22 protein-coding genes are annotated in these 26,617 nt (G+C 38.7%); 7 read left to right on the top strand and 15 right to left on the bottom strand.

Features of this window, described 5'->3' with window-relative positions; genetic code table 11:
* Positions 1-10 precede the first annotated feature (10 nt).
* From GN157_RS17480 to GN157_RS17495, 4 genes are all read right to left on the bottom strand, one after another.
* On the bottom strand, positions 11-943 hold the full coding sequence (locus GN157_RS17480; RefSeq protein ID WP_157484759.1) for a tryptophan 2,3-dioxygenase family protein: 933 nt from the start codon (positions 941-943) through the stop codon (positions 11-13).
* 4 nt (positions 944-947) lie between these two features.
* Positions 948-1,715 (bottom strand): DUF3108 domain-containing protein, encoded by a 768-nt coding sequence (locus tag GN157_RS17485; protein ID WP_157484760.1) that lies wholly within the window; start codon positions 1,713-1,715, stop codon positions 948-950.
* A gap of 306 nt (positions 1,716-2,021) precedes the next feature.
* Positions 2,022-3,182: a 4-hydroxyphenylpyruvate dioxygenase gene (hppD, locus tag GN157_RS17490; protein ID WP_157484761.1), complete on the bottom strand. Its 1,161-nt coding sequence runs from the start codon at positions 3,180-3,182 to the stop codon at positions 2,022-2,024.
* A gap of 70 nt (positions 3,183-3,252) precedes the next feature.
* On the bottom strand, positions 3,253-4,410 hold the full coding sequence (locus GN157_RS17495; protein WP_157484762.1) for a homogentisate 1,2-dioxygenase: 1,158 nt from the start codon (positions 4,408-4,410) through the stop codon (positions 3,253-3,255).
* Positions 4,411-4,794: 384 nt separating this feature from the next.
* On the opposite strand from GN157_RS17495, the gene GN157_RS17500 reads away from it, so the two are divergent.
* Positions 4,795-6,603, top strand: coding sequence for a sodium-dependent transporter (locus tag GN157_RS17500; RefSeq protein ID WP_157484763.1), 1,809 nt, complete (start codon positions 4,795-4,797; stop codon positions 6,601-6,603).
* Positions 6,600-6,755, top strand: coding sequence for a hypothetical protein (locus GN157_RS17890; protein WP_197429485.1), 156 nt, complete (start codon positions 6,600-6,602; stop codon positions 6,753-6,755). The genes GN157_RS17500 and GN157_RS17890 overlap by 4 nt, the downstream gene beginning before the upstream one ends.
* A 53-nt stretch (positions 6,756-6,808) precedes the next feature.
* On the opposite strand, the gene GN157_RS17505 is transcribed toward GN157_RS17890, so the two are convergent.
* Positions 6,809-9,025, bottom strand: a complete 2,217-nt coding sequence (locus tag GN157_RS17505) for a patatin-like phospholipase family protein (protein ID WP_157484764.1) — start codon at positions 9,023-9,025, stop codon at positions 6,809-6,811.
* A 2-nt stretch (positions 9,026-9,027) separates the two neighbouring features.
* Positions 9,028-10,818 (bottom strand): excinuclease ABC subunit UvrC, encoded by a 1,791-nt coding sequence (gene uvrC / locus GN157_RS17510; RefSeq protein ID WP_157484765.1) that lies wholly within the window; start codon positions 10,816-10,818, stop codon positions 9,028-9,030.
* Positions 10,819-10,921: 103 nt separating this feature from the next.
* Here uvrC and GN157_RS17515 point away from each other — a divergent pair, with 103 nt between their 5' ends.
* Positions 10,922-11,893: a succinylglutamate desuccinylase/aspartoacylase family protein gene (locus tag GN157_RS17515; RefSeq protein ID WP_157484766.1), complete on the top strand. Its 972-nt coding sequence runs from the start codon at positions 10,922-10,924 to the stop codon at positions 11,891-11,893.
* Positions 11,886-12,449 (top strand): 5-formyltetrahydrofolate cyclo-ligase, encoded by a 564-nt coding sequence (locus GN157_RS17520; RefSeq protein ID WP_157484767.1) that lies wholly within the window; start codon positions 11,886-11,888, stop codon positions 12,447-12,449. The genes GN157_RS17515 and GN157_RS17520 overlap by 8 nt, the downstream gene beginning before the upstream one ends.
* Position 12,450: 1 nt before the next feature.
* On the opposite strand, the gene GN157_RS17525 is transcribed toward GN157_RS17520, so the two are convergent.
* The 3 genes from GN157_RS17525 to ileS all read right to left on the bottom strand — a co-directional run bounded on the left by GN157_RS17525 (position 12,451) and on the right by ileS (position 17,081).
* Positions 12,451-13,077, bottom strand: coding sequence for a lipoprotein signal peptidase (locus GN157_RS17525; protein ID WP_157484768.1), 627 nt, complete (start codon positions 13,075-13,077; stop codon positions 12,451-12,453).
* 211 nt (positions 13,078-13,288) lie between these two features.
* Positions 13,289-13,672, bottom strand: coding sequence for a TraR/DksA family transcriptional regulator (locus GN157_RS17530; protein ID WP_035133186.1), 384 nt, complete (start codon positions 13,670-13,672; stop codon positions 13,289-13,291).
* Positions 13,673-13,679: 7 nt separating this feature from the next.
* Positions 13,680-17,081, bottom strand: a complete 3,402-nt coding sequence (ileS, locus tag GN157_RS17535) for an isoleucine--tRNA ligase (RefSeq protein ID WP_157484769.1) — start codon at positions 17,079-17,081, stop codon at positions 13,680-13,682.
* 265 nt (positions 17,082-17,346) lie between these two features.
* Here ileS and GN157_RS17540 point away from each other — a divergent pair, with 265 nt between their 5' ends.
* Both GN157_RS17540 and GN157_RS17545 read left to right on the top strand, forming a co-directional pair.
* Positions 17,347-18,264 (top strand): alpha/beta hydrolase, encoded by a 918-nt coding sequence (locus tag GN157_RS17540; protein ID WP_157484770.1) that lies wholly within the window; start codon positions 17,347-17,349, stop codon positions 18,262-18,264.
* Positions 18,265-18,285: 21 nt separating this feature from the next.
* Positions 18,286-18,993, top strand: a complete 708-nt coding sequence (locus tag GN157_RS17545; RefSeq protein ID WP_157484771.1) for a DsbA family oxidoreductase — start codon at positions 18,286-18,288, stop codon at positions 18,991-18,993.
* Here the strand turns inward: GN157_RS17545 and recO are convergent.
* The 4 genes from recO to GN157_RS17565 form a co-directional block, all read right to left on the bottom strand.
* The gene (gene recO, locus GN157_RS17550; RefSeq protein WP_317163557.1) at positions 18,990-19,703 is read right to left on the bottom strand and encodes a DNA repair protein RecO; all 714 of its coding nucleotides are present in this window, start codon (positions 19,701-19,703) and stop codon (positions 18,990-18,992) included. The two genes, GN157_RS17545 and recO, sit on opposite strands and share 4 nt — an antisense overlap.
* A gap of 1 nt (position 19,704) precedes the next feature.
* Positions 19,705-21,996 carry a type IX secretion system anionic LPS delivery protein PorZ gene (gene porZ, locus GN157_RS17555; RefSeq protein WP_231749161.1) on the bottom strand — a complete coding sequence of 764 codons (2,292 nt, stop codon included), beginning with the start codon at positions 21,994-21,996 and terminating at the stop codon, positions 19,705-19,707.
* Positions 21,997-22,118: 122 nt separating this feature from the next.
* Positions 22,119-23,462: an NADP-specific glutamate dehydrogenase gene (gdhA, locus tag GN157_RS17560; RefSeq protein ID WP_157484773.1), complete on the bottom strand. Its 1,344-nt coding sequence runs from the start codon at positions 23,460-23,462 to the stop codon at positions 22,119-22,121.
* Between the two features lie 141 nt (positions 23,463-23,603).
* The gene (locus tag GN157_RS17565) at positions 23,604-24,746 is read right to left on the bottom strand and encodes a cystathionine gamma-synthase (protein ID WP_157484774.1); all 1,143 of its coding nucleotides are present in this window, start codon (positions 24,744-24,746) and stop codon (positions 23,604-23,606) included.
* A gap of 101 nt (positions 24,747-24,847) precedes the next feature.
* Here GN157_RS17565 and GN157_RS17570 point away from each other — a divergent pair, with 101 nt between their 5' ends.
* Positions 24,848-25,639 carry a DUF3298 and DUF4163 domain-containing protein gene (locus tag GN157_RS17570; protein WP_157484775.1) on the top strand — a complete coding sequence of 264 codons (792 nt, stop codon included), beginning with the start codon at positions 24,848-24,850 and terminating at the stop codon, positions 25,637-25,639.
* On the opposite strand, the gene GN157_RS17575 is transcribed toward GN157_RS17570, so the two are convergent.
* Both GN157_RS17575 and GN157_RS17580 read right to left on the bottom strand, forming a co-directional pair.
* The gene (locus GN157_RS17575) at positions 25,632-26,087 is read right to left on the bottom strand and encodes a DinB family protein (RefSeq protein ID WP_157484776.1); all 456 of its coding nucleotides are present in this window, start codon (positions 26,085-26,087) and stop codon (positions 25,632-25,634) included. The genes GN157_RS17570 and GN157_RS17575 overlap by 8 nt on opposite strands.
* 19 nt (positions 26,088-26,106) lie before the next feature.
* The gene (locus GN157_RS17580) at positions 26,107-26,595 is read right to left on the bottom strand and encodes a hypothetical protein (RefSeq protein ID WP_157484777.1); all 489 of its coding nucleotides are present in this window, start codon (positions 26,593-26,595) and stop codon (positions 26,107-26,109) included.
* Between the last annotated feature and the right edge of the window lie 22 nt (positions 26,596-26,617).

The raw sequence follows: 26,617 nt of genomic DNA on the forward strand, positions 1-26,617 counted from the left end.
TATGCGGTTATTATACGTTTTCTCCCCAGTTCTTTAATTCCTCCTCACTCCATAATTCAGGGAAAAATATCCTTCTTTGGTATTTAGGATGCATATATTTTTTCCAGTCGCTTCCTCCGGTTGCTTCCTGAGGCCCTGAAACGCTTTCAATATATTTTTTTGCCGTATTGTAGTGCCCCATTACCCAGATAACATTCACCGTATAATCATAATGACGCATTGCTTTTACAAGCGTAGCATCTTTTTGGGTTTCTTCCGGAAGTTGTTTGAATTTCCTCCAAATGTTTATGGTATTGTACTCTTCCATAAAACGAAGGAATTCACCTTTATATCTTTTCTCAAACTGAGATAACAGGTATGATTTCTCTCCTGTTTTATAATCTTTCCCTGCAGCCTGCCAATATAAATGCTCTAACGCGTGCTCATAAGGCGTGTTTCTGTCAATATCAGCCCTGTACCTGTAATCTATAAGATTGATAAGATCTGTAGAAGCAAACTCGATAAGACGGTATTGCGCACTTTGGAATCCGCTAGCAGGTGTAAGTGTATTTCTGAATTTCATGTATTGATCTACCTCCATACCGTCGCCCATAATATCAAACGAGGTGGTAAGCATATCAAAGTAACGGCTAATACGCATTAGCTTTTCGGTAAAATAAGCCGTTTCAGGTTGTTCGGTATGGCAAAGCTGCTCTACCTCCCACAATATCATTTTAAACAACAGCTCATTTACCTGATGGTACATTATAAAAACCATTTCATCCGGAAGCGTAGTCCTTTGAGTTTGCAGGTTTAATAATGCATCGGTTTGTATATAATCCCAGTAGGTTATGGGTTTTGCCCAAAGAAGCCCTTCAAGATGGGTTTCTGTTTTCTGGTTTATTGCCTTAAATTTTTTTTCAAGATCGTTAAGCTGTTGCTCTATTGCGGGTGTAATGTCCATTGTGTTATTTAGATTTAACTTTAAAAGAGTGGCTAAGCCCTTTAAACTCGTCCAAATCTGCCTTTAATGAACCCACTGCCAAATCGGCCTTTATTCTTAGAGGAACTTTGTTTCCATCGTCTGAAATCCAAACAGTTAAACTCTCCTCTTCCTTAAATACACGGCCTGCCTGAACATAGGGTCTGAATATCATAGCAGAAACGGTCCCAAATTTAGTTTTTATATCCTCGCGACCAAGGAATTTTAACTTAAACTTCGTCACTTCTTCATCAAAAAACATGTCTACTTCTATAAAGCCCCCCACTTTAAGGTCATCAACCTCAGGGTGGTTTCTCAAATAGTAGAACACCGATACTATATCCTGCACGTTTTCAGGCACCTTAAAGGTTTTTTTCGTATCGTTTTTATAGTCGTTTACGGTTACTGTATTACTGGACTGGTTAAAGAAACCTTCCTGATTTTTGGTATATCCTCCCTCGTCTATTTTTCTTATAAACTGGTAAGGCTTACCGGTCTCTTTATCAAAGTAACTCTGGTAATCATCCTTTACCTTAAAAAACAGTTTTGCTGCACCTGTAGTATACCCTTTACCTACCACGTGAAATACTTTTTTATTTTCACGAACAGCATCTTTAACCTCAAGGGTGGCATACCCGGCGTTTATAAAACCGTAATGGATTCTGAATTTAAAATACTCGCCCGTAGAAAAGGCGTTTTGTGAGTAAACATTACATATTGTAAAAAACAAAATGGCTGTTATTAACTTTTTCATAGCAATTATCTAACTTTTTGGTGTTTTACAATAGTAAATTACAATTTTTGTTCCAAAAATACTAAACAAAAAAACCCAGCCAAAATTAATGACCGGGTTTTTATGCTATTAACCAACCAAAAAACTATAAATTATGAAAATTACTTTTCACAAAAAAGTGAGCTCACTACAGCTCCCTTTTTGCGAGTGCAAAAGTAGACAGGTTCTTGAAAAATTCTCTCTAAAAAATCAACTTTAACACATATTCATCAAAAAAATAGCTATTTGATGGTTTAAAATTATTGACTATATAAAAATAAGCAACTTTTATAGCGTTCCTCGTAATTCCTGCTCTCTCTCAATTGACTCAAAGAGAGCCTTAAAGTTACCTGCACCAAAGCCTCTTGCACCCATTCTTTGAATTATTTCGTAGAAAAGTGTAGGACGATCTTCAACCGGTTTGGTGAAAATCTGTAATAAATAACCTTCCTCATCAGCATCAACCATAATACCTAGGCTTTCAAGAACACTAATATCTTCTTTCATAATACTCATGTGCTCCCCAAGACGGTTTGGCACTTCTTCATAGTAAGCATGAGGTGGAGCAGAAAGGAATTCAACACCTCTTGCTTTTAATGCGCTTACTGTTTTAATGATATCATCGGTAGCGATAGCGATGTGTTGTACACCCGGACCACCGTAAAAATCAAGATACTCTTCAATTTGAGATCTCTTAGCTCCTTCTGCAGGCTCATTGATAGGGAATTTAATCCTACCGTTACCGTTAGACATTACTTTACTCATAAGAGCAGAATATTCTGTATGGATTTGCTTGTCATCAAACGAAAGGAAGTTAACAAAACCCATTACATCTTCATACCATTTAACCCAGGTATTCATTTCATTCCATCCTACGTTACCTACCATGTGGTCAACAAACTTAAGACCTGTTGGCTCTGGGTTGTAGTCAGATTTCCATTCTTTATAACCCGGTAAGAAAGCACCTTTGTAGTTTTTACGCTCTACAAACATGTGTACTGTTTCACCATAAGTGTAAATACCTGCACGTACCACTTCACCAAACTCATCTGTCTCAACAGTTGGCTCCATGTATACTTTAGCACCTCTTTTAGTAGTTTCCTCAAAAGATTTTCTTGCATCTTCTACCCAAAGTGCTACAATTTTAACACCGTCACCGTGCTTAACGATATGATCGTTTAACGGAGAATCAGCATTAAGCGGAGTTGTTAATACTAAACGGATTTTATCCTGAACAAGCACATAAGACGCTCTGTCTTTTAAACCTGTTTCTAAACCTGCATAAGCATGCGACTGGAATCCGAAAGCTGTTTTATAATAGTGGGCCGCCTGTTTAGCGTTACCTACATAAAATTCAATATAATCTGTTCCTAAAAGCGGAAGGAAATCCTGTGCTCCTTCAAATATTTTTTCTAAGCCGTATTCAACGCTCTTTACTTCTTTGCTCATAGTTTCAATATTTTAAGTTGTCCTGACAAAGCAGGAAAACGTTTTTGTTTTGTTTGTTAGTTTTTAAAATTTACTCTACCCACGATTTGTAGTACTGACCATCGTCTAAGCCCATAGCAGCCTTAGTTACTTTTAACGGACGGAAAGTATCTACCATTACCGCTAGCTCTAAAGTTTCTGTCTGACCTATACTGCGCTCCATTGCTCCGGGTGCTGGTCCGTGAGGAATACCTTTAGGGTGAAGCGTAATATGACCCTGCTCAATATTGTTACGGCTCATAAAGTCACCGTCTACATAATAAAGCACCTCATCACTGTCAATATTACTGTGGTTGTATGGTGCCGGGATTGATTTTGGATGGTAATCATAAAGCCTTGGGCAGAATGAACAAACCACAAATCCGGCAGTTTCAAATGTTTGGTGAATTGGCGGTGGTAAGTGTACCCTACCTGTAATAGGTTCAAAGTTATGGATACTAAACCCATAAGGGAAGTTATAACCATCCCAACCAATAACATCAAACGGATGCGTAGCATATACTACCTCATGCATCATACCTTCTTTCTTGATCTTGATAAGGAAATCTCCTTTTTCATCATACGTTTCAAGCTGCTCCGGTAATTTAAAGTCCCTTTCACAAAACGGAGAGTGCTCTAAATGCTGTCCGCTTTCATTTTTATAACGCTTAGGCGTATAGAAAGGCGATGTAGACTCTACATAAAGTAAACGGTTATCGCTTGTTTCAAAATCTATTTGATATATCATACCCCTTGGAATAACAAGGTAGTCACCATACTCAAACGGAATGTTACCCATAAAAGTTCTAAGAGTACCTTTCCCTTTGTGGATAAACAGCATCTCATCGGCATCGGCATTTTTGTAAAAATACTCACGAAGCGATTTTTTTGGTGCTGCAAGCCCAATGATACAATCATTGTTTACCAGCATATCGGTACGGCTTTCCAAAAAGTCATCCTTTGGCTGAAGCTCAAAACCTTTAAGTAAAAGTGATTTGATATTTTTTTCGATGGCAATCTCCGGCTCTACAGAGTACGATTTTAGAATCTCTTTAACCTGTGTTGGCCTGTGTACATGGTACAATAATGAAGAATGTCCGTGAAAACCTTCGGTACCAAACAGCTGCTCGTAGTAAAGTCCGCCATCCGGTTTCTCAAACTGTATATGTCTTTTGTGAGGGATATTCCCTACTTTGTGATATATAGGCATAATTGAAATTTATTAATTAAACATATTAAACGGGTACACCATTAATATATATCATTCCGGATTTCTCTTAATGAGAAATTTCAGGTGGCTTAATAAATCTGTCCAACTCATATTCATTAGACAAATATCGTAAAAATTTAATTTTGCTCCCTAATTATTATACAATATTTATATTTAGAGCACATTCTCAGTAAAAATTTGAGTTTCACGTTAAAATCGGCTTTGGTTATGAATCTGTTGACCTGATTTCAGGCTGTTTGAGAAATATGAATTACTTATGTTAAAAGCCTTTACGGATTTTTAATTTAATTGCGCTTTTCTTTACTTTTCTATTTGTTTTTCTATCTTTGAAACCGTTTAATAACCAAAAAACAAATATCCTTTATGGCAGCGAAAGCAGAATCGTGGGGCTCACGTGTTGGCTTAATTCTGGCAATGGCAGGTAATGCGGTTGGATTAGGTAACTTTTTAAGATTCCCGGTACAGGCAGTTCAAAACGGAGGTGGTGCCTTTATTATACCTTACCTCGTGTGTTTTGTAGTAATGGGAATCCCACTTCTTTTTATTGAATGGTCTACCGGCCGTTTTGGAGGAAGATACGGCAACCACAGTACCCCTTACATTCTGGACACCATGGCTAAAGGCCGAATATGGAAGTACATTGGTGTCTTTGGTATTTTTACCAATATCGCCGTCGCATCATACTACTGTTATATCGAATCCTGGACTATGTCTTATGTATACCACACAATAAAAGGAACTTTTGTGGGTATGGATCAGGCTCAAGTTGCAGGATTTTTTGATACCTATACCACAGTAGCAAAAAGCACAACAGGCATTCCTTATGAAGCCGTTGTATTTTACATAGCCTGTTTACTTTTAAACACTTACATCCTTTCCAAAGGTTTAGGAGGTATTGAAAAAGTAGCAAAAATAGGTATGCCCCTACTTATCCTTTTTGGAGCAATACTGGCATTTAAAGGACTTACTCTTGGAACCGACGGAGCTTCAGACATGTTCCCTAATGCCAATGCATGGGACGGACTTAACTTCCTGTGGACACCACAGTTTGATTCCCTCTGGAGTGCTAAGGTATGGCTCGCCGCCGCCGGACAGATATTCTTCACCCTGTCTGTAGGTATGGGTACTGTACACTGTTATGCCGCCTACATCAAATCTAAAGATGATATTGCCCTAAACGCGGTTTCTGCAGGTTTCATGAACGAGTTTGTAGAGGTTGTTTTAGGTAGCTCAATAGTAATTCCTATCGCTGCAGGTTACCTTGGTCTTGACTGGGTACTTCAAAATGCAGGCTTCGGTATGGCGTTCCAAACTATGCCTTACCTCTTCCAGCAATGGGGTCATGTCCTCGCCGTTTTTGCAGGGGTGTTCTGGTTCGGCTTATTATTCTTTGCCGGCATTACCTCGTCACTCGCCATGGGTACCCCATGGATTGGCTTTATGCGCGACGAGTTTGGATGGAAAAACAACAAGGGCGCATGGTCCTTCGGGCTTATTGCCCTTATAATGGGATTACCAACCGTTATTTTCTTTAAGGAAGGTGTATTTGACGAATACGACTACTGGGCAGGTACAGTGAGCCTTGTAGTATTTGCTTTCCTTGAAACGGTTTTATTCGCCTGGATTTTCGGTATGAAAAGAGGATGGGAAGAAATTAACCTTGGTGCTGATATTAAAGTTCCGGTATTCTTTAAATATGTAATACTTGTTGTAACGCCATGTCTTTTAGGGTGGGTTCTTTTAGCAAGCACACCGGATATAGCCAACAAGGTTATGAACAACGACACTCACAACAAAGAGTGGTTTGCGGATGCTTACTATGCCGAAGATTATGGTTCTGCCGAATTTGGTGTGGTTGACTCTGTAGCGCCTAACTTTGTAAAAATCGCTTTTGAGAATGAAAAACAGGTGTTTGACAAAACTCAAAACACTGTAAATACCATAAAGTATACTGATTACAAAACCTACTCATTTAAAAATGAGCAACACACTGTTGTTAGCCTAGGTGATAAAATACACCCTAAAGATAAAATTGCAGAAGGTAAGTTCACTAATAACGTAATGTATAAAACACTGGGTAGGTTATTATTAATAACTTTGTTTATCTTTATTAGTGTAGTAGTATACAGAGCATATTTAAAACGAGTTAAAGAAGGGAGGGCAACAGCATGAAAACAGAAGCAATAATAGTAATGGTAGGCGCACAGGGAATTGTGGTTGCCATAGCAGCATACTTTTTTTATAAGGTTTTAACCGTAAAGCCGAAACCGGAGCCCGACTCCTATTCGGAAAACGATGATATAACAGAAAGGCAGGATAATTAATCCTGCCTTTTGGCTTTTTATATATTTCCGTTTCGTTCCCTCCTAATAAATATTTAGAACCAAAAACCTACACTAAACCAGGTGTAATGATTTTTGGTATCAGGAGACCAACTGTGTTTTATTTCTATAGGTCCTATTATGGTTTCCATACCATAACCAAAAGCATATCCGCTAAACTGCGGCACACTAAATATATTACCCTCATCATAAATTCTGTGTCCTAAATTAGCATAATTTGCCGTGAAGTTAACGTGGTTTTTCTTTACAAACTCATAGTCAAGGGTAGCTGATCCTTTAATATAACTATCCCCAGAAAGGCTCAAAAAATCATACCCGTAAAAATGACGGAAGTTATTTGTCATATGATACCCGTACCCTCCCAATATAAAATCAAAAAACGGCACTGTCGTATCACTGGAAACCGCAAAACCTCCTTCAGTTTGCAATTCTAACGACAAATTACGCACAATCTCATGCACTATACCCATATCTGCTTTAAAGACACTAAAACGTCCAAAAATATCATTATAGTCTGACGAGAACAAAAACGTTTTTGCCTCACCAATAAAATACCATCCCTTTTTAGGGAAGTATTTGTTATCATAAGAATCGTATTTAAGCGTACCGTATAGTGAGAAATAATCACTATCATCAAAAATCTTGTTTGACTCTACTGTTTCACTCTTAATCTTTAAATGCTTGAGCTCAGCACCGGCGCCAATAAGAAACTTTTGCGCAAAAATGGTTTGCAGGTACACCTTATTAGTAAAATCGGTAAAATCAAGATTAAGTGAATTTACCCCAAATGTTCTTAAAAACTCACCTTCATTAAATTCGGCAGAGATGTTTCTGTTGAAATTACTGTAACTGGAATGAAAACCATAACTAATATGAAAACCATTATCACGATAATAATCCAGGTTATAACGAAAGTGATCTCCCAATACTACATCAAGTGATGCAACATCATTTTGAAACAACAGTTTCTTTTGGGTTAAATTAACCAGTATACCACTCTTATAAAGCCCGTCATAGTGTAGCCCAAACCTAAGGTAACGATTTATAGGATTTTCGGTCAGGTTCATATTAAGCACATCGCCTCCGTTAGTCCCTTTTTCAAAAGAATAGGAAATAGAGTTGAAGTTTTGTGTAGCACTAAGGCTACTTATTCCGGCATCCAGCTTATCATACGTAATTTTTGAACCTCCTTTAAACCTAAGCTTACCCACTACGTATGATTTTGTATAATACTCTAAATTGTTTACATTAATGTGTTCAATATTAAGAGTATCTTTTGCCTCGGTACATCTTTTCACTATAGGCTTATCGCTACCCAATTTTTTTAGTGTATCGTACAATACTAAGGCAGCCTCTTCCCCTTTTCTTATAATTTCTGCCCCCTGATCAAAAGAGATAACCGAATAGCCTGAAATATCCGGTTTTATATACACATCGGTCTCCTGCCTCTTCTTATCCATTTTTTTGATCATCTGGTAGTTATTAATTTGTACCAGTACACCGGTTGCTCCTTTAATCTCATCACGTGATTTCAGTCCGTCCTGAACATCAACCCCTATAATGATATCGGCACCCATTTTCCTGATTTCCTCCACCGGATAGTTATTGGTAACCCCACCGTCAATAAGCAATTTCCCGTCAATCTCTACCGGATAGTACAATGACGGAAATGCCCCACTGGCAAGAATAGCATCGGGCAGTATACCTTTATGCAGTACTACTTCTTCTCCGGTTTCAATATCTGTAGCAATACAAACAAACGGAATAGGCAGGCTGTCAAACTCCCTAATATGCCTAACATGATTGGTAAGCCTGTTTATAATGGCGTAATTGTAAAGTCCTTTTGAAACAGCTGTAGGAAATCCCAGTTTGAAGTTTTTAAATGGAAGTGTTAAGGCATAAATCTCGTCGTTCCTTTTCTCAAAAAAGGTTTTGGAGCTCCTGGGGATATAATCTCGAAGTAAGGCATCTGAATCTACCCTTTGAAAAATAGAATCCAACTGATTAGCACTATAACCGGAAGCATAAAGTCCTCCAATAATAGCCCCCATGCTGGTACCGCCTATATAAGATATTTCTATCCCGGCTTCTTCCAGCACCTTTAATGCACCAATATGAGCAAGTCCTTTTGCTCCACCACCACTCAGCACTACACCTATTTTTGGTTTGTGTTTCGGCAGGGTATCATTTTCCTGAGCCGAAACAGTATAGAAGGTGAGTAAAAATAGCAGGGTAAGGAGCGGTTTATTCATTACTATTTACTTTTATAGAATTCTGTGATTTTTTTAGCTTTTGCAGGGCCTACAACTTTTGCAATGTCTTCTTCGGGGGCGGCAGACAGCCTTTTAACCGACTTAAACTCTTTCAAAAGCGCTATCATTGTCTTCTCCCCTATGCCCGGTATGCTTTCTATTGACGTTTGGAGCGCTCCTTTGCTACGTTTATCCCTATGGAAATTAATCCCGAAACGGTGCGCCTCATTTCTGAGGTGCTGTATTATTTTTAAAGTCTCTGATTTCTTGTCCAGATACAGCGGAATGGAATCCCCCGGATAGAAAATCTCTTCGAGCCTTTTAGCAATGCCTAAAATAGTGATTTTACCTCTCAATCCCAAGTCATCCAAGCTTTTTAAAGCCGATGATAACTGACCTTTACCACCATCAATAATTATAAGCTGCGGCAGGGGCTCGTTCTCATCCAAAAGACGCTTGTAACGCCTGTACACCACCTCTTCCATAGAAGCAAAATCGTTAGGCCCTTCTACCGTTTTTATATTAAAATGACGGTAGTCCTTTTTACTGGGCTTTCCATCTTTAAACACAACACATGCCGACACCGGATTAGTACCCTGAATGTTTGAGTTATCAAAACACTCTATATGCCTTGGTTCAAACGGGAGGCGCAAATCTTTTTTCATTTGTGCCATAATACGATTGGTATGCCTGTCTGGATCTACTATCTTAATTTGCTTAAGCTGATCCATGCGGTAAAACTTTGCATTACGTTCAGACAAATCTAAAATCTGCTTTTTATCCCCAAGTTTAGGCACTGTTATTTTTACATCAGGTCCCAAATCCAGTTCAAAAGGCAGTAATATCTCCTTAGAGCGCAAATCAAAGCGCTCTCTAAGCTCTACAACGGCAAGCTCAAGCAACTGCTCATCGGCCTCTTCCAGCCTCTTTTTTATCTCCATAGTATGCGAACGGATAATGGCGCCGTGTGATACCTGTATAAAGTTCACATAAGCCATACTCTCGTCAGATATTATAGTAAACACATCTATGTTAGATATCCTAGGGTTAAATACGGTAGAGCGCGCCTGATAGTTTTCCAGCACCTCAATCTTTTCTTTTATTTTCTGGGCTTCCTCAAACTTCATTTCGGCCGCCAGTTCCTGCATCAGGTTTTTAAAATCCTTAAGACTTTCCTTAAAATTACCTTTAAGTATCTCCCTTACCGCATTTACATTACTTTGGTATCGCTCCAGTGATTCATATCCCTCACACGGCCCTTTACAGTTGCCAATATGATACTCAAGGCAAACCTTGTACTTTTCGCTTTTTATATTACCTGCACTCAAATCATAATTACAGGTACGCAACGGGTACAGTTCCTTAATAAGCTCCAGTAATGTATGCACCGTTTTGAAATTGGTATATGGCCCAAAATATTCTGACCCGTCCTTTACCAGCCTTCGGGTAGAAAAAATACGCGAAAACGGTTCTTTCTTAATACAAATCCACGGATAGGTTTTATCATCTCGCAACATAACATTGTAGCGTGGCTGGTACTTTTTAATAAGATTGTTTTCCAGCAGTAGTGCATCGTTCTCTGTAGGCACAACAATATGCTTAATACTGGCTATTTTTTTAACCAGCACCCTTGTTTTACCTGAGTCGTGAATTTTTGTAAAATAAGATGAAACCCTCTTTTTAAGGTTCTTGGCCTTACCCACATACAGCAGTTTACCATCTTTATCATAATACTGGTAAACACCGGGACTGTCGGGAAGGGTTTGTATTTGTAATTCCAGCGGAGTTTGCATACTACAAATTTAAAAAACAAATCATTACACCAAGTCTTAAAAAACAAAGGTTAAGCATATAAAAATTAGCGATAATTCCTATTTTTACCCTTTCTGTAAAATTATGGCAAAACACAGGGAGATTACCATACTGGGAGAGACCGTATTACCGGGCGATAGCAAAACCATAAACATGGAAATTGCACGCCTGCATACTATGACAAAACTTAAGGTTCCTATTATTGTAGAAAGGGCTAAAATTGACGGACCCGTTGTACTTTTTAGCGCCGGACTGCACGGAGACGAAATTAACGGCGTTGAGATTGTGCGCCAGCTTATAGTACGCAAAATAAACAAACCCAAACGCGGAACGATTATCTGTATTCCGGTAATTAACGTATTCGGGTTTGTGAATAAAACCCGTGAATTCCCTGACGGACGTGACCTTAACAGGGTTTTCCCCGGCAGTAAGAGCGGATCACTTGCCAGTCGTTTTGCTTTTCACCTGCTAAACGAAATCGTACCTCATATTGATTACTGTGTAGACTTCCATGCCGGCGGTGCCAGCAGGTTTAATGCCGCACAAATACGCATTGTACCAAACAATGAGGAGCTAAAACAGCTTGCCGATGTATTTAACGCTCCATTTACCCTGTATTCCAAAAACATTTCGGGGTCTTTTAGGAGTGCCTGTGGCAGGATGGGTGTAAAAATGCTGTTGTTTGAAGGAGGAAAATCGTTAGACATTAACAACGACATTACTCAGGATGGCGTAAAAGGCGCAAAACGCTTTTTAGCACACTTTGATATGCTAAACCCGAAAAAGAACGCTAAAGAGGCTCCCGGGCCTTCTATTTATATTGAAAGATCAGGATGGGTACGTGCGAAGTTTTCAGGGTTATTCCAACTACATTGTAACGTAGGTAAGTTTGTGGAGAAAGGTGAAGTAATTGCTTATATAACCGATCCCTTTGGCAAGTTTGAGCACAAGGTAAAAGCGCCACACGCCGGATATATTATTAATGCTAACGATGCTCCTATAGTGTATCAGGGAGATGCTGTTTTCCATATTACCCAAAAACTGCAACATGATTAAAAAAGAACTCCGCATAAAATATAAGGCACTTCGCAACGCCATGAGCTTTGATGAAATTGAAGAACAAAGCCTGGCTATAGCAAACCAATTATTAAAACTGAATATTTGGAACAAAACCTACTTCCACCTGTTTTTAAGTATTGAAGAGCATAAGGAAATACAAACCGAATACATTTTACAAATACTGGCAGGAAAAGACAAAGAAGTAGTAGTTTCAAAATCTAATTTTGACGACTGCAGCATGACTCAGTACCTGCTTACCGACAATACCCGCCTTAAGAAAAATGAATACGACATACCGGAACCGGTTGACGGCATAGAGGTCCCCGATACTAAAATAGACGTAGTATTTGTACCACTATTAGCTTTTGACACTAAAGGTCACCGCACAGGTTATGGAAAAGGGTTTTACGACCGCTTTTTAGCGAATTGCCGGGAAGACGTTATAAAAATAGGATTGTCCTTTTTTGAAGCCGAAGAAAGCATAGACGACATTCACTCAAACGACATGGTATTGGACTACTGTATTACCCCAAAAGAGATTTATCGATTTTAAACTATTCTGTAACTACACCCTGAGGCTTAGCAAAAGCTCTTTTATTGAAAAGAAGCAGTATACCCACACCTACAGAAATTGCCGCATCGGCAACGTTAAAAACAGCATTAAAGAAAGTAAAGCTTTCACCTCCCCATATAGGAAACCAAGAAGGGAATTTACCATCGGTAATTATAGGGAAATAGAACATATCTACTACCTTACCATGAAATACTGTTCCGTATGGATTCTCTGAAAATAAAGTAGCCACATGGTTAGGACTGCTGTAATCAAAAATAAGTCCGTAGAAAACCGAGTCAATGATATTACCAAAAGCACCTGCCAAAATAAGTGATATGGAAATAATAAGATAATTGGAGTAATTTTTCTTTACAGAGTCATATAACCAATACCCTATACCCCCCACGGCTACTATCCTGAAAAGAGTAAGTATCAGCTTACCATGCGCTCCCGGAATAACAGCGCCCCATGCCATACCTTCATTTTCTATAAAATATATCCTAAACCAATTTAAACCCATAACCGGAATATCTTCACGCAACACGAAATGAGTTTTTATGTAGATTTTTGAAACCTGATCTATAATCAGTATAAGGATAACAATAAGGTAGGCTTTCTTTAAAGACATTTTTAAAATTTTACCCGCAAAAATAAATGAAATTATTAAATAATAATTATCAGACCTTAGTTAATAGAATGCAAAAGGTTTAATATGGAGAAATAAACCGCAAAAAAGCGTGCCTGTATACGGGATTTTAGGGTTACAGGTCAAGGCGTGTTAAGTAAGGTGATAAAAATAAAAAAGTCAGGGCCGCTAAAAGCAGCCCTGATATTACTATTTATCTTTGCATGTTTTTTGCTTCGATACTCATGGTAGCGTGCGGTACAAGCTTAAGTCTTTCTTTACCAATAAGCTTACCGGTTACTTTACAAATGCCATAAGTTTTGTTTTCAATTCTTATAAGGGCATTTTTAAGATCACGAATAAACTTTTCCTGACGGATAGCAAGCTGAGAGTTGGCTTCTTTAGACATAGTCTCACTACCTTCTTCAAATGCTTTAAACGTAGGCGATGTATCATCTGTACCGTTATTTAAATCATTCATATAGGCACTCTTAATTAAGTCAAGATCAGCTTTAGCTTTTTCTATCTTTTTTGTAATAAGTTCCTTAAACTCGGCTAAATCCGCGTCCGAATATCTTATTTGCTGCTCATCTACCATATTTCAATTATTTTGAAATTAATACTAGTGTTTTTATCTCATCAAATTCAATTTCTGTACCGTTTTCAATTTCTTCGTTAAATATCAGCTCATCTGTAAGGGTTTCAGACTTGATGTAACTCTCGTTACTCTTAACCGCCTGCTCCAGTGCCTGGTTATCTTTCAGGTAAACCTTAATCCTGTCGGTAACTTCAAATCCTGAATCTTTCCTTATGTTCTGAATTCTGTTTACAAGCTCTCGGGCAATACCTTCGTTCCTTAGTTCGTCGGTAATGGTAATATCAAGCGCTACTGTAATACCGTTTGAATTTGCCACTAACCAGCCTTCAATATCCTGCGAAGAAATCTCAACATCTTCGTTTGTTAAAGTAATACTTTTTCCTGAAACAACAACATCCAGGCTACCGCTCTTCTCAATCTCATTGATCTGTTCCTGTGAGAAATTTTGTATCTCTTTGGAAATCAGACCCATATCCTTCCCAAATCGTGGTCCCAGCACTTTAAAGTTAGGTTTGATTTGCTTAACAAGCACGTCTGAAGCATCGTCCATCAACTCGATTTCCTTCACATTTACCTCAGCCTTAATCAGTTCTGAAACTGCTTCAATCTCACCCTTCTGTTTTGCGTCAAGTACCGGTATCATTACCTTTTGCAACGGTTGGCGCACTTTAATCATCTCCTTCTTCCTTAACGAAAGAACTAATGATGAAATTGTTTGCGCCTTCTCCATTCTGCTTTCTAACGATTTATCAACAAAGTTATCAGCATACTGCGGAAAATCGGCCAAATGTACGCTTTCGAATGTCTCTTTCTGTGAAGCTTGTGTTAAATCTTTATAAAGTCTGTCCATAAAGAAAGGCGCTACAGGAGCACTCAGTTTAGCCACAGTTACAAGACAGGTATAAAGCGTTTGATAAGCCGCTATTTTATCCTGTGCATACTCACCTTTCCAGAAACGTCTTCTGCAAAGTCGTACATACCAGTTACTCAAATTCTCCTGAACAAAGTCGGAAATAGCTCTTGTCGCTCTTGTAGGCTCATAGTCTGCATAGAAAGTGTCTACATCTTTTATAAGCGTATTAAGCTCAGATAGTATCCAACGATCTATTTCAGGCCTTTCATTAAGCGGAACTTCCGGTTCAGCAAAACTGAAGTTGTCAATATTGGCATATAACGCAAAGAATGAATATGTATTATACAGAGTACCAAAGAATTTACGTCTTACTTCGGCCACTCCTTCTATATCAAACTTAAGGTTATCCCATGGGTTTGCATTGCTAATCATGTACCAGCGGGTAGCATCAGGACCGTATTCTGCAAGTGTCTCAAACGGATCTACTGCATTACCCAAACGCTTGGACATTTTCTGTCCGTTCTTATCCAGTACAAGTCCGTTACTCACTACATTCTTATAAGCTACCTGATCAAATACCAGTGTACCTATAGCATGTAGCGTATAGAACCAACCTCTGGTCTGGTCTACCCCTTCGGCAATAAAATCGGCAGGGTAAGCAGTATGGTTGTCTACCAGTTCCTTATTTTCAAACGGATAGTGCCATTGTGCATAAGGCATAGCCCCACTGTCAAACCAAACATCAATAAGGTCGCTTTCGCGCTGCATTGGTTTTCCGCTTGGAGAAACCAGTGTTAAACCGTCTACAACATTTTTATGCAGGTCGATAAGCTCATAGTTATCCTCGCTCATGTTACCCGGCTCAAACCCTTTAAACGGATTTTCGCTCATAACACCTGCTGCTATGGCTTTTTCTATTTCACTGTACAGTTCTTCTGCAGAACCGATAATCATTTCCTCTGTCTTATCCTCGGTTCTCCATATAGGAAGCGGGATACCCCAGTAACGGGAACGTGAAAGGTTCCAGTCGTTGGCATTTTTAAGCCAGTTACCAAAACGTCCTTCACCGGTAGCCTTAGGTTTCCAGTTAATGGTTTCGTTAAGTTCAAACATCCTTTCTTTCACATCTGTAACACGGATAAACCAACTATCTAACGGATAGTATAGTAACGGCTCATCTGTTCTCCAACTGTGCGGATAACTGTGAACATATTTCTCAACCTTAAAGGCTTTATTTTCTTCTTTTAATCGGATAGCGATTTCAACATCTACTGATTTCTCAGGCGCTTCTCCTTTATCGTAGTATTCATTTTTCACATACTTACCTGAAAGATCTCCCAGTCCGTCAATAAACCTCCCCTGAAGATCTACAAGCGGCACAGGATTTCCGTTTTTATCCAGCACAAGCATAGGTGGTACTTCCGGCTTAGCCTCTTTTGCCACCTTGGCATCATCAGCACCAAAAGTAGGCGCAGTGTGCACTATACCGGTACCGTCTTCGGTAGTTACGAAATCACCAGAAATTACACGAAAAGCATTCTCCGGGTTTTGGTATGGTAATACAAACGGCAATAGCTGCTCATAACGGATTCCTACAAGGTCTTTACCTTTTCCTTCGGCAACTACTTTATATGGTATTTTTTTATCTCCTTCTTTGAAGTTTTCAAAATCGGCCGCATCTTCACTTACGAAATAGTTTTTACCAAACTGTTTCCCGATAAGGTTTTTAGCAAGCACTACATTTATTGGCTCAAATGTATACTGGTTAAAAGTTTGTACCAGTACATAATCAATATTTGGACCTACGGTAAGTGCAGTGTTACTTGGCAGTGTCCACGGTGTAGTGGTCCAAGCCATGATATCAACCTCTCCAAAACCTTTAAGAAAATCAGGAAGTGTATCTGCCACAGTTTTAAACTGAGCTACGATAGTAGTATCAGTTACATCACGGTAAGCACCCGGCTGGTTCACCTCATGCGAACTTAAACCTGTACCCGCTTTAGGCGAATAAGGCTGTATAGTATACCCTTTGTATAAAAGGCCTTTATCATAAATCTGTTTCAGTAACCACCAAACCGACTCCATATATTTGGATTTGTAAGTAACATACGGATCTTCCATATCTACCCAGTAACCCATTTTTTCGGTAAGGTCATTCCATACGTCTGTATAACGCATTACTGTGCGCTTACAGGCTTCGTTGTATTCTTCAACAGATATTTTTGCACCAATATCTTCTTTTGTAATGCCAAGTTCCTTTTCGGTACCAAGCTCTACCGGAAGTCCGTGTGTATCCCACCCGGCTTTACGTTTTACCTGGAAACCTTTCTGGGTTTGGTATCGGCAGAAAATATCCTTAATGGCACGCGCCATTACGTGGTGAATACCCGGCAGTCCGTTTGCTGAAGGCGGACCTTCAAAAAACACATACTGCGGCTTCCCCTCACGCGTGGTTACACTCTTATCAAAAATATTTTCCTTCTTCCAGAAATCAAGCACCTCGCCCGCCACTGTTGGCAGGTCAAGTCCCTTATATTCAGTAAACTTCTTGCTCATTACAAATTGCATTCTAAAAAATAATCTGCGAATGTAAGGATTTTTTTTAAGGAATGGGAATAATCAGCAAAGTTGCGCAAGAAATAACGTTTTCATAAAAAACAACAATCATTTTTGTTAAAAACAGCTCATAATGTTGAATAAATTATAAAATCAAAAACCTCAAAACAGTTACTCCCTATAAGTCTGTTTATAACTAAAGGAAAAGCACCAAAATAATGACTTTAAACTTTTACGTAAGTTTGCAGCAAACCGTATCTAAATCATGAAAAAATTCTCATTCATGCTATTTGCCTTCCTATTCCTTATTTCGGCAAAAGCACAGGACTTTAAAACATTAACCTACTTTGTAAACGATTCCACAAAACTGGAGCTCGACCTTTTCCTGCCAAAAACTCAGGGAAAAGAAAAAAAGCCATTACTTATACACGTTCATGGCGGAGGCTTTGCCGGAGGAACACGCGAATGGGGGCATACCATTGCAAAACAGGCAGCATCACAGGGCTATGCGGCAGCATCTATAAGCTACACGCTTTACATGAAAAACCGCAAGTTTAGCTGTGACGGCATCCTGACCGAAAAAGTAAAAGCTATACAAATAGCTACAAACCAGTTATGGCAGGCTACCTTATACTTCATTAACAACAGTGAAAAATACAATATTGATACTGCAAAAATATTCATATCGGGCAGCAGTGCCGGTGCCGAAACCGCATTACATGCAGCCTATTGGGACAGGGATATAATGGGGCTTTACCCTAATAAACTCCCAAAAGATTTTAAATATGCCGGAGTTACATCGGGTGCCGGTGCTATTATGGACATTAACCTCATCACTAAAGAGAGTGTTATCCCTACACTTCTTTTCCACGGTAGCTGTGACACTACAGTACCTTACGGAACCGCAGCACATCATTACTGCCCTACAAACGCTTCGGGATGGCTTATGCTTTTCGGGTCATATTCTATTTACAATCACATTATTGACCTTAACGGAAGCACTAAACTGGTAACTTATTGCAATGGCGGACACGAATACAGTGACGAGCTGTTTGGTAAAGACCCGCAAACCGTTGTAGACTTTATGAATAACGTACTGAACAACAAAAAAGAGCAGTCGCACGTAATTGTTGCCACAAATAAAGAGTGTAAAAAAGGGAACGGGTATAGTTTTTGTGACTAACCCCATATAAATTTTACTGTGATGAAAATAGAAATATGGAGTGACATTATGTGTCCCTTTTGCTACATTGGCAAAAGAAGATTTGAAGAGGCCCTTGCTACTTTTGAAGGGAAAAATGACGTGGAAATAGAATGGAAAAGCTTTTTGCTTTCGCCTGAACTTAAAACCGACCCTACTAAAAATATACACCAGTACTTAGCCGAACATAAAAACATTAGCCTTGAGGAAGCAAAAGGCATGAACGATTATGTAACCAATATGGCGGCACAGGTAGGACTTACCTATAACTTTGACAAAGCTATACCGGCTAATAGTTTTAATGCACACCGTTTTTTACATTTTGCCAAAAAACACGGTAAGCAAAACGAGGCAGAAGAAAGACTGTTCAAAGCTTATTTTACAGAAGGGAAAAACATTGATGATGCCCAAACACTTTTACTACTGGCTATAGAACTGGAACTGGATGCTAACAAGCTTGCCGATGCCATGAACAACGGTGAGTTTACAAACGATGTTATAGCCGATATAAACGAAGCACAACAGCTGGGTGTACGCGGAGTACCATTTTTCGTATTTAACCGCAAATATGCCGTATCAGGAGCTCAGGAAAGCGAAGCTTTTACACAAACGCTGGAAAAAGCCTTTGAAGAATGGCAGGCTTCTCAGCCTAAAACCTCTTTTGAAACCATAAAAGGGGAAAGCTGTGATATTGACGGTAATTGTGATTAACTGAATACTTCTTTAAGAACATCAAGCGACTTAGGTCTTTTAAAACCATCCAGGTGAAAAGCATAATAATCCAACAGGATTTTCAACAAAGCCTGTCGCTCACTTACATGAAAGCTTTTGGCACTATTGTCTAACTTTAGTGTCATTAGCCTTTTAAGTAACATAGTTTCATTTGTAGTAAGACAACTTATCGACGGAAATTGGGTAAACACACCCTCGGTCATTTCAAAGTAATCATCTTCTTCGTCTGATTTTTGTGGAAAAAAGCCCAAAAACTTTGTGACTTCCATCATTAATATCAAATGGAAATTAGCTATCTCATCATGACTATCAAGCCACAGTAATGCGGTTTCCAGAAAATGATACAGGCTTTCGTTCTTTTCTTCCTCCCTAATGCAATGGTTCAGCATTTCCGAAAGAAACATAAGTATAGTGGTTTTGGCAATATCAGTATTAACTGTGTAATACGGATGCGCCAGCTTTACCTCCTTAAAGTATTCCAAACTGCCTTTGTTTTTATGGGCAGCCTCTATTTCAAGTATGTTTAACGGTTGAAAAAAAGCGATTTTCTGGCTGCTTTTCCTGTTTGAAAAAGCATCCCTTATAAAGTATGATTTTAGTCCGTCACTTTCAGTAAAGCATTTTACAATAAGGCTTTTTTCCTGATAGCGCAGCGAACTTATTACTATTGCTTTTGTTTTTACCAGCACCTTATTGCCCTCTTATTATCATTACCTTTTTTACCTTAGTTTGGGTTCCGTCGTCAGATGATATAAAAATCATATACACGCCCGATGCTACTTTGTACTTTCCAAAAGCTTTTGTGTCCCAGGTAACGGTACCTCCTTGTGAAGTAGTTTCATAAACAAGGTTACCCTCAATGTCTGTAATTTTAAGGTTAACTCTATCCATAAGTCCGCTTATGGTAACATCACCTGCAAACTCCGGGCGTACCGGATTAGGGTATACATAAACATTATTAAGATCGTCTTCTCCTGCTGTCGAACTTCCTAAATAAGAAACCATTCCTTTTTCGGTAGCAAAAAACACTTCGCCCGTTACAGGATCGAGCTCTATATCTAAAATAGAATTGCTTGGAAGCGGTGAGTTTTGTTTAGTAAAATGGAAGAGTGTTTGCTGCCCGTTAGGCGATACTAAAAAAACTCCCGAACTTGCTGTAGCTATCCATTTATTATTTGCACCATCTACAGCTATATCATTAATTACCTGCTCAAACATTAATTCCTGAGCAAGCCCATCTTCCATAATAATTATGGAATTGGTAGTTAACTCGTTTTCACTAACAAAACGCTCCACACTCGAAACGACTCTTAACCCCCTTACAGTACCTACCCATAATTGATTACGGTTATCTATAGTAAGACACTTTACATAATCACTAGGCAAATTCCCTGCTTCTCCCCTAATCACCACAAATTTATTCCCCAAACTTTCATTGAACGCTACTATACCGTTATCTCTGCTTGGAATCCATTTAGTACCGTTTTTATCTATAACTAAACGGCCGTAATTATCACTTTCGGGATTAGTAGTTATATCCTCAAAACTGTATTCTGCCCATTGACCGTTTGACCTTAGTACTTTTAAAGGTTTCTGAACAGCAGAATTAGTCATCCATAAATTACCATTATTATCAAAAGCAGGTCCATTAATCCTGATACTTTTATAATTTGGTGCCGAAGAAAGCACAAGTGATTCAAGTCCGTTATTCCCCGTATTACTGTCATCATAAAGAATTTCGGGTTCTCCCCCTGTTAATTTTAAAAGCCCCGACTGATATGAAGCTATATAAACCGGGCTTTCTAAACCGGGCTTCACCACAATATCTGATAATGACAAAGGATACTCAGGTAATGTATAAAAGGGAATATGCTCCCAACCCTCGGGAGTAAAACGGCTAATCCCTCCTCCTTTATAATCAGGAGTATAATAAAAGCTATAACCTCCATAAACCACCCATAAGTTATTAGTAGATTTTTCCAGAGAGAAAATTCTATTTTCAAGTGGCCCGTCTGGGGTTATATCAGAAAAAAAAGACAAATTATTTAAGGCCGCTGTATAAACACCATTATTTGTGGTACCTATATAAATTTTATCGTTAACTACAGTTGTACAAGAAAAAGTTACTGTCGCAATAGGAATGGAATCTAGCGTATGCATAAGCATAAGCTGTTCGTTATATACATCTATAAGACCCGGAGTGGTAATAATTAAATACCCTCCCGCCGAACGAAAGTCTACCACAGCTTCGGGCATCGCTGTAAAAAATGAAAAAGTATCATTTAAAAGCCTGTAAACTGTCCCCATAGAATCTGTAGCAAATAAATTTCCTGCAAAAGACACAACCCCCGTATACTGCCCTGAAGCAAATTCATTCCATTGACTAAAGTCGTTAAGGTTTGGATTAGTATATACAGCTCTTCTCATACCGTTTTCAGCAGTTGCTGCATATATATAACCATTATATACTGCACTTTGTTTAACAGCAATCTCTGCTCCGTTTGGTCCTAAATAATAGGTATCTCCAAACTCAAGTGTTTGAAGGTTAAATACTGCTATACCAAAATCACATGAAATATATGCCTTTCCCTCATACTCATAAATATGATTTATTTTTTTCTTGTTTTGGGCAACAGTAGTTTCCTCTACAATATCAATAACATTTAATATAGAGTTATCGTCATTAACAACCAGCAACAAACCATTTTCATTACCTACCAGTGTTTTACCATAAACACTACTATGACAAATAGCTGTAATATTTTCGGTTTTAAGTCCGTCAACAGAGGTAAAAGTCGCAAGTTCATTTGTAAGCACATTATACGAAAAGAAGCCTACCTCACCCGCAGCAAATACCCTGCTTGGACTATTAGCAATATCAACAACCTGGTTGTACGAAAAATAGCTTCTCCAGCTTTGGTTAGACTGGGCAAAAGCCATTGTATAAATAGAAAGTATAAGTATGGTTAAAAACCTTTTCATCAGTGATTATTTACTCAGCAAATATAGGTAAAACGCTTTTATCGTCTTTTTTGTATACAGTTAATAAAAAAAGCCCTCCTTAAACAATGGAGGGCTTTTAAATATATTAGTTTGGGCTGTTACTAAACTACTCCCTGAGCCAGCATTGCATCGGCTACTTTTACAAACCCGGCAATGTTAGCACCTTTTACATAATCAGTAAAACCACTAGCATCTTTACCATACGTAATACAAGCCTCATGGATATTTGCCATAATATCTTTAAGCCTTTGGTCTACCTCTTCTCTTGTCCAGCTTAGACGAAGTGAATTTTGAGACATTTCAAGACCCGATGTAGCTACACCACCTGCGTTTGATGCCTTACCCGGAGCAAATAATATTTTTGCTTCATGGAAAGCCTCAACAGCCTCGGGAGTACAAGGCATGTTTGCGCCTTCTGCCACACAATGACATCCGTTTGCTAAAAGTTGCTTAGCAGCATCTCCGTCAAGCTCGTTTTGGGTAGCACATGGCAATGCCACGTCACATTTCACTTCCCAAGGCTTACCGCCTGCAACAAACTTAGCTTCCGGATACCTGTCAAGATATTCGCTTATCCTACCATACTTAACATTTTTGATTTCCATAATGTAAGCCAGCTTGTCTTCGTTAAGACCATCGGCATCATAAATGTAACCTGAAGAATCTGACACGGTAACTACCTTACCACCCAGTTGCATTACCTTTTCGGCAGCATACTGAGCAACGTTACCAGAGCCTGAAATAACCACAGTTTTACCAATAAAGCTTTCGTGAATAGTAGAAAGCATACTTTGTGCAAAATATACACAACCGTAACCTGTAGCTTCAGGACGTATTAACGATCCGCCAAAAGTGATTCCTTTTCCTGTAAGTACGCCGGTAAACTCATTTCTAAGCCTTTTGTACTGACCGAATAAGTAACCTACCTCACGACCTCCAACACCAATATCACCCGCAGGCACGTCGGTATCAGGACCTATATGCTTTGAAAGTTCTGTCATAAAGCTTTGACAGAATTTCATGATCTCATTATCTGATTTTCCTTTAGGATCAAAATCAGAACCTCCTTTACCACCACCCATAGGTAATGTGGTTAAGCTGTTTTTAAACGTTTGCTCAAACGCTAAAAACTTTAATATACTTAGGTTTACAGACGGGTGAAAACGAAGACCTCCTTTATACGGGCCTATTGCCGAATTCATTTGGATTCTATACCCTCTGTTTACCTGTATCTGACCTTTATCGTCAAGCCAGTTTACACGAAACATCACAACTCTTTCAGGTTCTGCCATTCTTTCCAAAAGCATTTTGCCCTGGTATTTTGGGTTATTCTCTATAAAAGGAATAACTGTTTCGGCTACCTCCCTAACAGCCTGCATAAATTCAGGCTCATTTGGATTTCTTTTTGAAACTGATTCAATAAAAGTTTCTATGCTTCCACTCATAACTTTAGAAGTTTTTTAATATTTAAGAAAACGTTTTCGTTAACGGCGCAAATATACATTATTCTGTTAAAAAACAAAGGTAGGCATTTGACTTTTAACCGCTTACAAAAAAAACCTTAAAAACAGCTACTAATGAAGGGATTAACCCAGTGCCTGGCGCAAATCTTCCAGTAAATCTTCGGCATCTTCCACTCCTACACTTAGCCTTACAAGGTCATCTGTAATACCTATTTCTTTCCTTTTGTCTTCCGGAATTGATGCATGCGTCATTAAAGCCGGATGATTTGCCAGCGACTCTACCCCTCCTAACGATTCTGCAAGAGTAAATACCCTTACACTTTCAAGGAACTTAATTGCATCTTCCTTCTTACCTGATTCAAACGTGAATGATACCATTCCGCCAAAACCGCCCTGCATTTGTTTTTTAGCAATGTCATAAAACGGATTACTTTCCAGCCCAGGGTAATAAACCGTTTTTACTTTAGGGTGATTGCTAAGGAAATTAGCAACCTTTTCACCGTTTTCACAGTGGCGCTGCATCCTTAAATGTAATGTTTTAATACCTCTTAATACAAGGTAAGAATCCTGCGGCCCAAGTGTACCTCCTGTTGCAAATTGTGCAAAGTGAAGTTTTTCGCCCAGCTGCTCGTTTTTCACGATAAGTGCTCCGGCAATAACATCGCTGTGACCTCCAAGATATTTTGTTGCCGAGTGCATTACAATATCGGCACCCATATCTAATGGTCTTTGCAGGTATGGAGTGGCAAAAGTGTTATCTACCGCAAAAAGCAGGTTTTTCTCTTTTGTAATTTTGGCAACAGCCTCAATATCGGCCAGTTTCATTAACGGGTTTGTAGGCGTTTCAACCCAAACCAGTTTAGTGTTTTCGTTAATAAGCGACTTAAATTTATCAAGATCGTTCATGTCTACAAAATGGAACTTGATACCAAACTCCTGATAAATTTTGGAGAACATCCTGTAAGTACCGCCATAAAGGTCGTCCATAGCAATAACCTCATCATTAGGCTTAAGCAGTTTAAGCACACAGTCGGTCGCTGCTAAACCTGATGAAAATGCAAGTCCGCGTGTTCCGTTTTCTATGCTTGCTAAAGCGTTTTCTAATGCTGTTCTTGTTGGGTTTGCAGCCCTGCTGTATTCGTATCCGCCATGTACCCCCGGACTCTTTTGTGCGAAAGTCGAGGTTTGGTAAACCGGCGGCATTACTGCTCCTGTAGCAGGGTCAGGGTGCTGTCCGCCATGAATGGTTTTTGTGTTAAATTTCATATAATTAATTATTCTTTATCCGTATAGTAGGCAAATTTACTGTAATTTAGTTGACCCTGTATAGGAACAGCATTCTTTTGCAAAACAATAACATTTAAAACATGGCAAAACACTTAACCTTACTATTGGCCGCATTTATGCTTTTTAGCTGTGGCAAGGACAAGAAAAACAATGATGAAGAAGTATTAAACGAAGAAAAACCTGCACTGGCCTTTTCTACAAAAAACTACTATAAAAAAACATCACTGCCATGTGATGAGTATTGCCCAAGCGTAACCATTAATGTGCCTGAAGCCGAAAACGTACCTGTTGTTGCCGACAGCATTAACAACAAAATATTCAATACCGTAAGAGGTATTGTTTACTTAGGTGAAACCCCATATGAAGCGGATAATTATGAAGATTTAATGGCATCTTTCCTTGGGTCGTATGAAGAACTTAAAAAGGAATTTCCTAATGACCCTATGGCAGGGTTTGAAGCTAAGATAGATGCATCTGTTGATTATACATCTGACAAGATAATAAACGTAAAAATGAATCATTACACCTTTACCGGTGGTGCTCACGGTTACGGAGGTGAACGCTCACTGCTTTTTGATGCCGAAACAGGCAAGAGCCTTAGCTATGAAGACATTTTCACCAATGTGGATAGCTTTAGGCAGTTTACTGAGGGAAAATTCAGGGAGAAATTTAATATTCCTGCAGGAAAATCTATTAACGCAACAGGTTTCCTGTTTGAGAACGATAAGTTTGTATTACCGCAAAATATTTTCTTTAAGGAAAACGGACTGCTATTGTTCTACAACTCTTACGAAATATCATCTTACGCCGAAGGGCAAAAGGAACTGCTTTTACCCTACAGCGAAGTAAATGAATATCTTAAAGTTAAATAAACTTTTTTAACTGCATCATTATACCAAGATGTATACCCTCGTGGTAATTGTTAAACGCAATAGCATCTTCTACTGAAGAGAGTTCAAAGCCCAGCTCTGACGTCCTTGCGTTATATGTTGTAAATACGCCATTTTTATAATCATCTTCTGTTTTCTCAATCGTAGAGAACAGAAGATTTTTTATTTCGTTTATTTCCTCCTGTGTTGCATCGGTTTCAGGTTTACTGCCACGTCTGTATTTTACCAAAAGCTCCCCACTAACATTCATAGGCAGTCCGGCACCACCATATACCAGTATTTGCTGTGATACCATAATATGACCTATGTTCCATATCAGGTTATTATTAAAGCCCTGAGGTATTTTATTAAGCTGTTCCAGCGTATAGCTTTCAAGCCATTTTGTATATATCTCCCTGCTGGTACGGGTCACTTTAAAAGAAGTTTCCATTGATTGATTAATAATAAGTTTATCCTAATTTATATGTTTCTAAATATCTCTTTAAATCACTAAATTTTTCATCATTCCAAGGCTTTCCCCATCTGTCTTCATCTGTATCATTTAAAAACTCCTCTGGCAATGTAACTTCTATCTTATGCTTAGCTAAAATTGCCATACATCGCTGAGTTGCTAAAACAGGTGCAGAAGTATTGGCTCCATACATATCAGCCATACCAATTTCAGAGGCATTATCTATAATTTTTTGAAAATCACCTCTAAGTTTTGGCAGAATACTGTTTTCAACTGACTGCGGCAAAGGCTCCCCTCTACCAACAATGTTCACTTTTAATCCTTCGCCTTCCCACTCAGGTAAATTATCTGTAATAAGAATACTCAGTAAATAACTAACAAATTCATCAATGTCTTGATGTTGTATATCATACTTCTTACAAAAGCAAACAATACACAAAGCGCCTATTAATTGCTGCTCCCTTATTTTTAAATCAGAGATTTTCATTGATTTCGTTAATCATTTTTTA

The organism is Flavobacterium rakeshii (assembly GCF_009741375.1).
GTDB classification, from domain to species: Bacteria; Bacteroidota; Bacteroidia; order Flavobacteriales; family Flavobacteriaceae; genus Flavobacterium; species Flavobacterium rakeshii.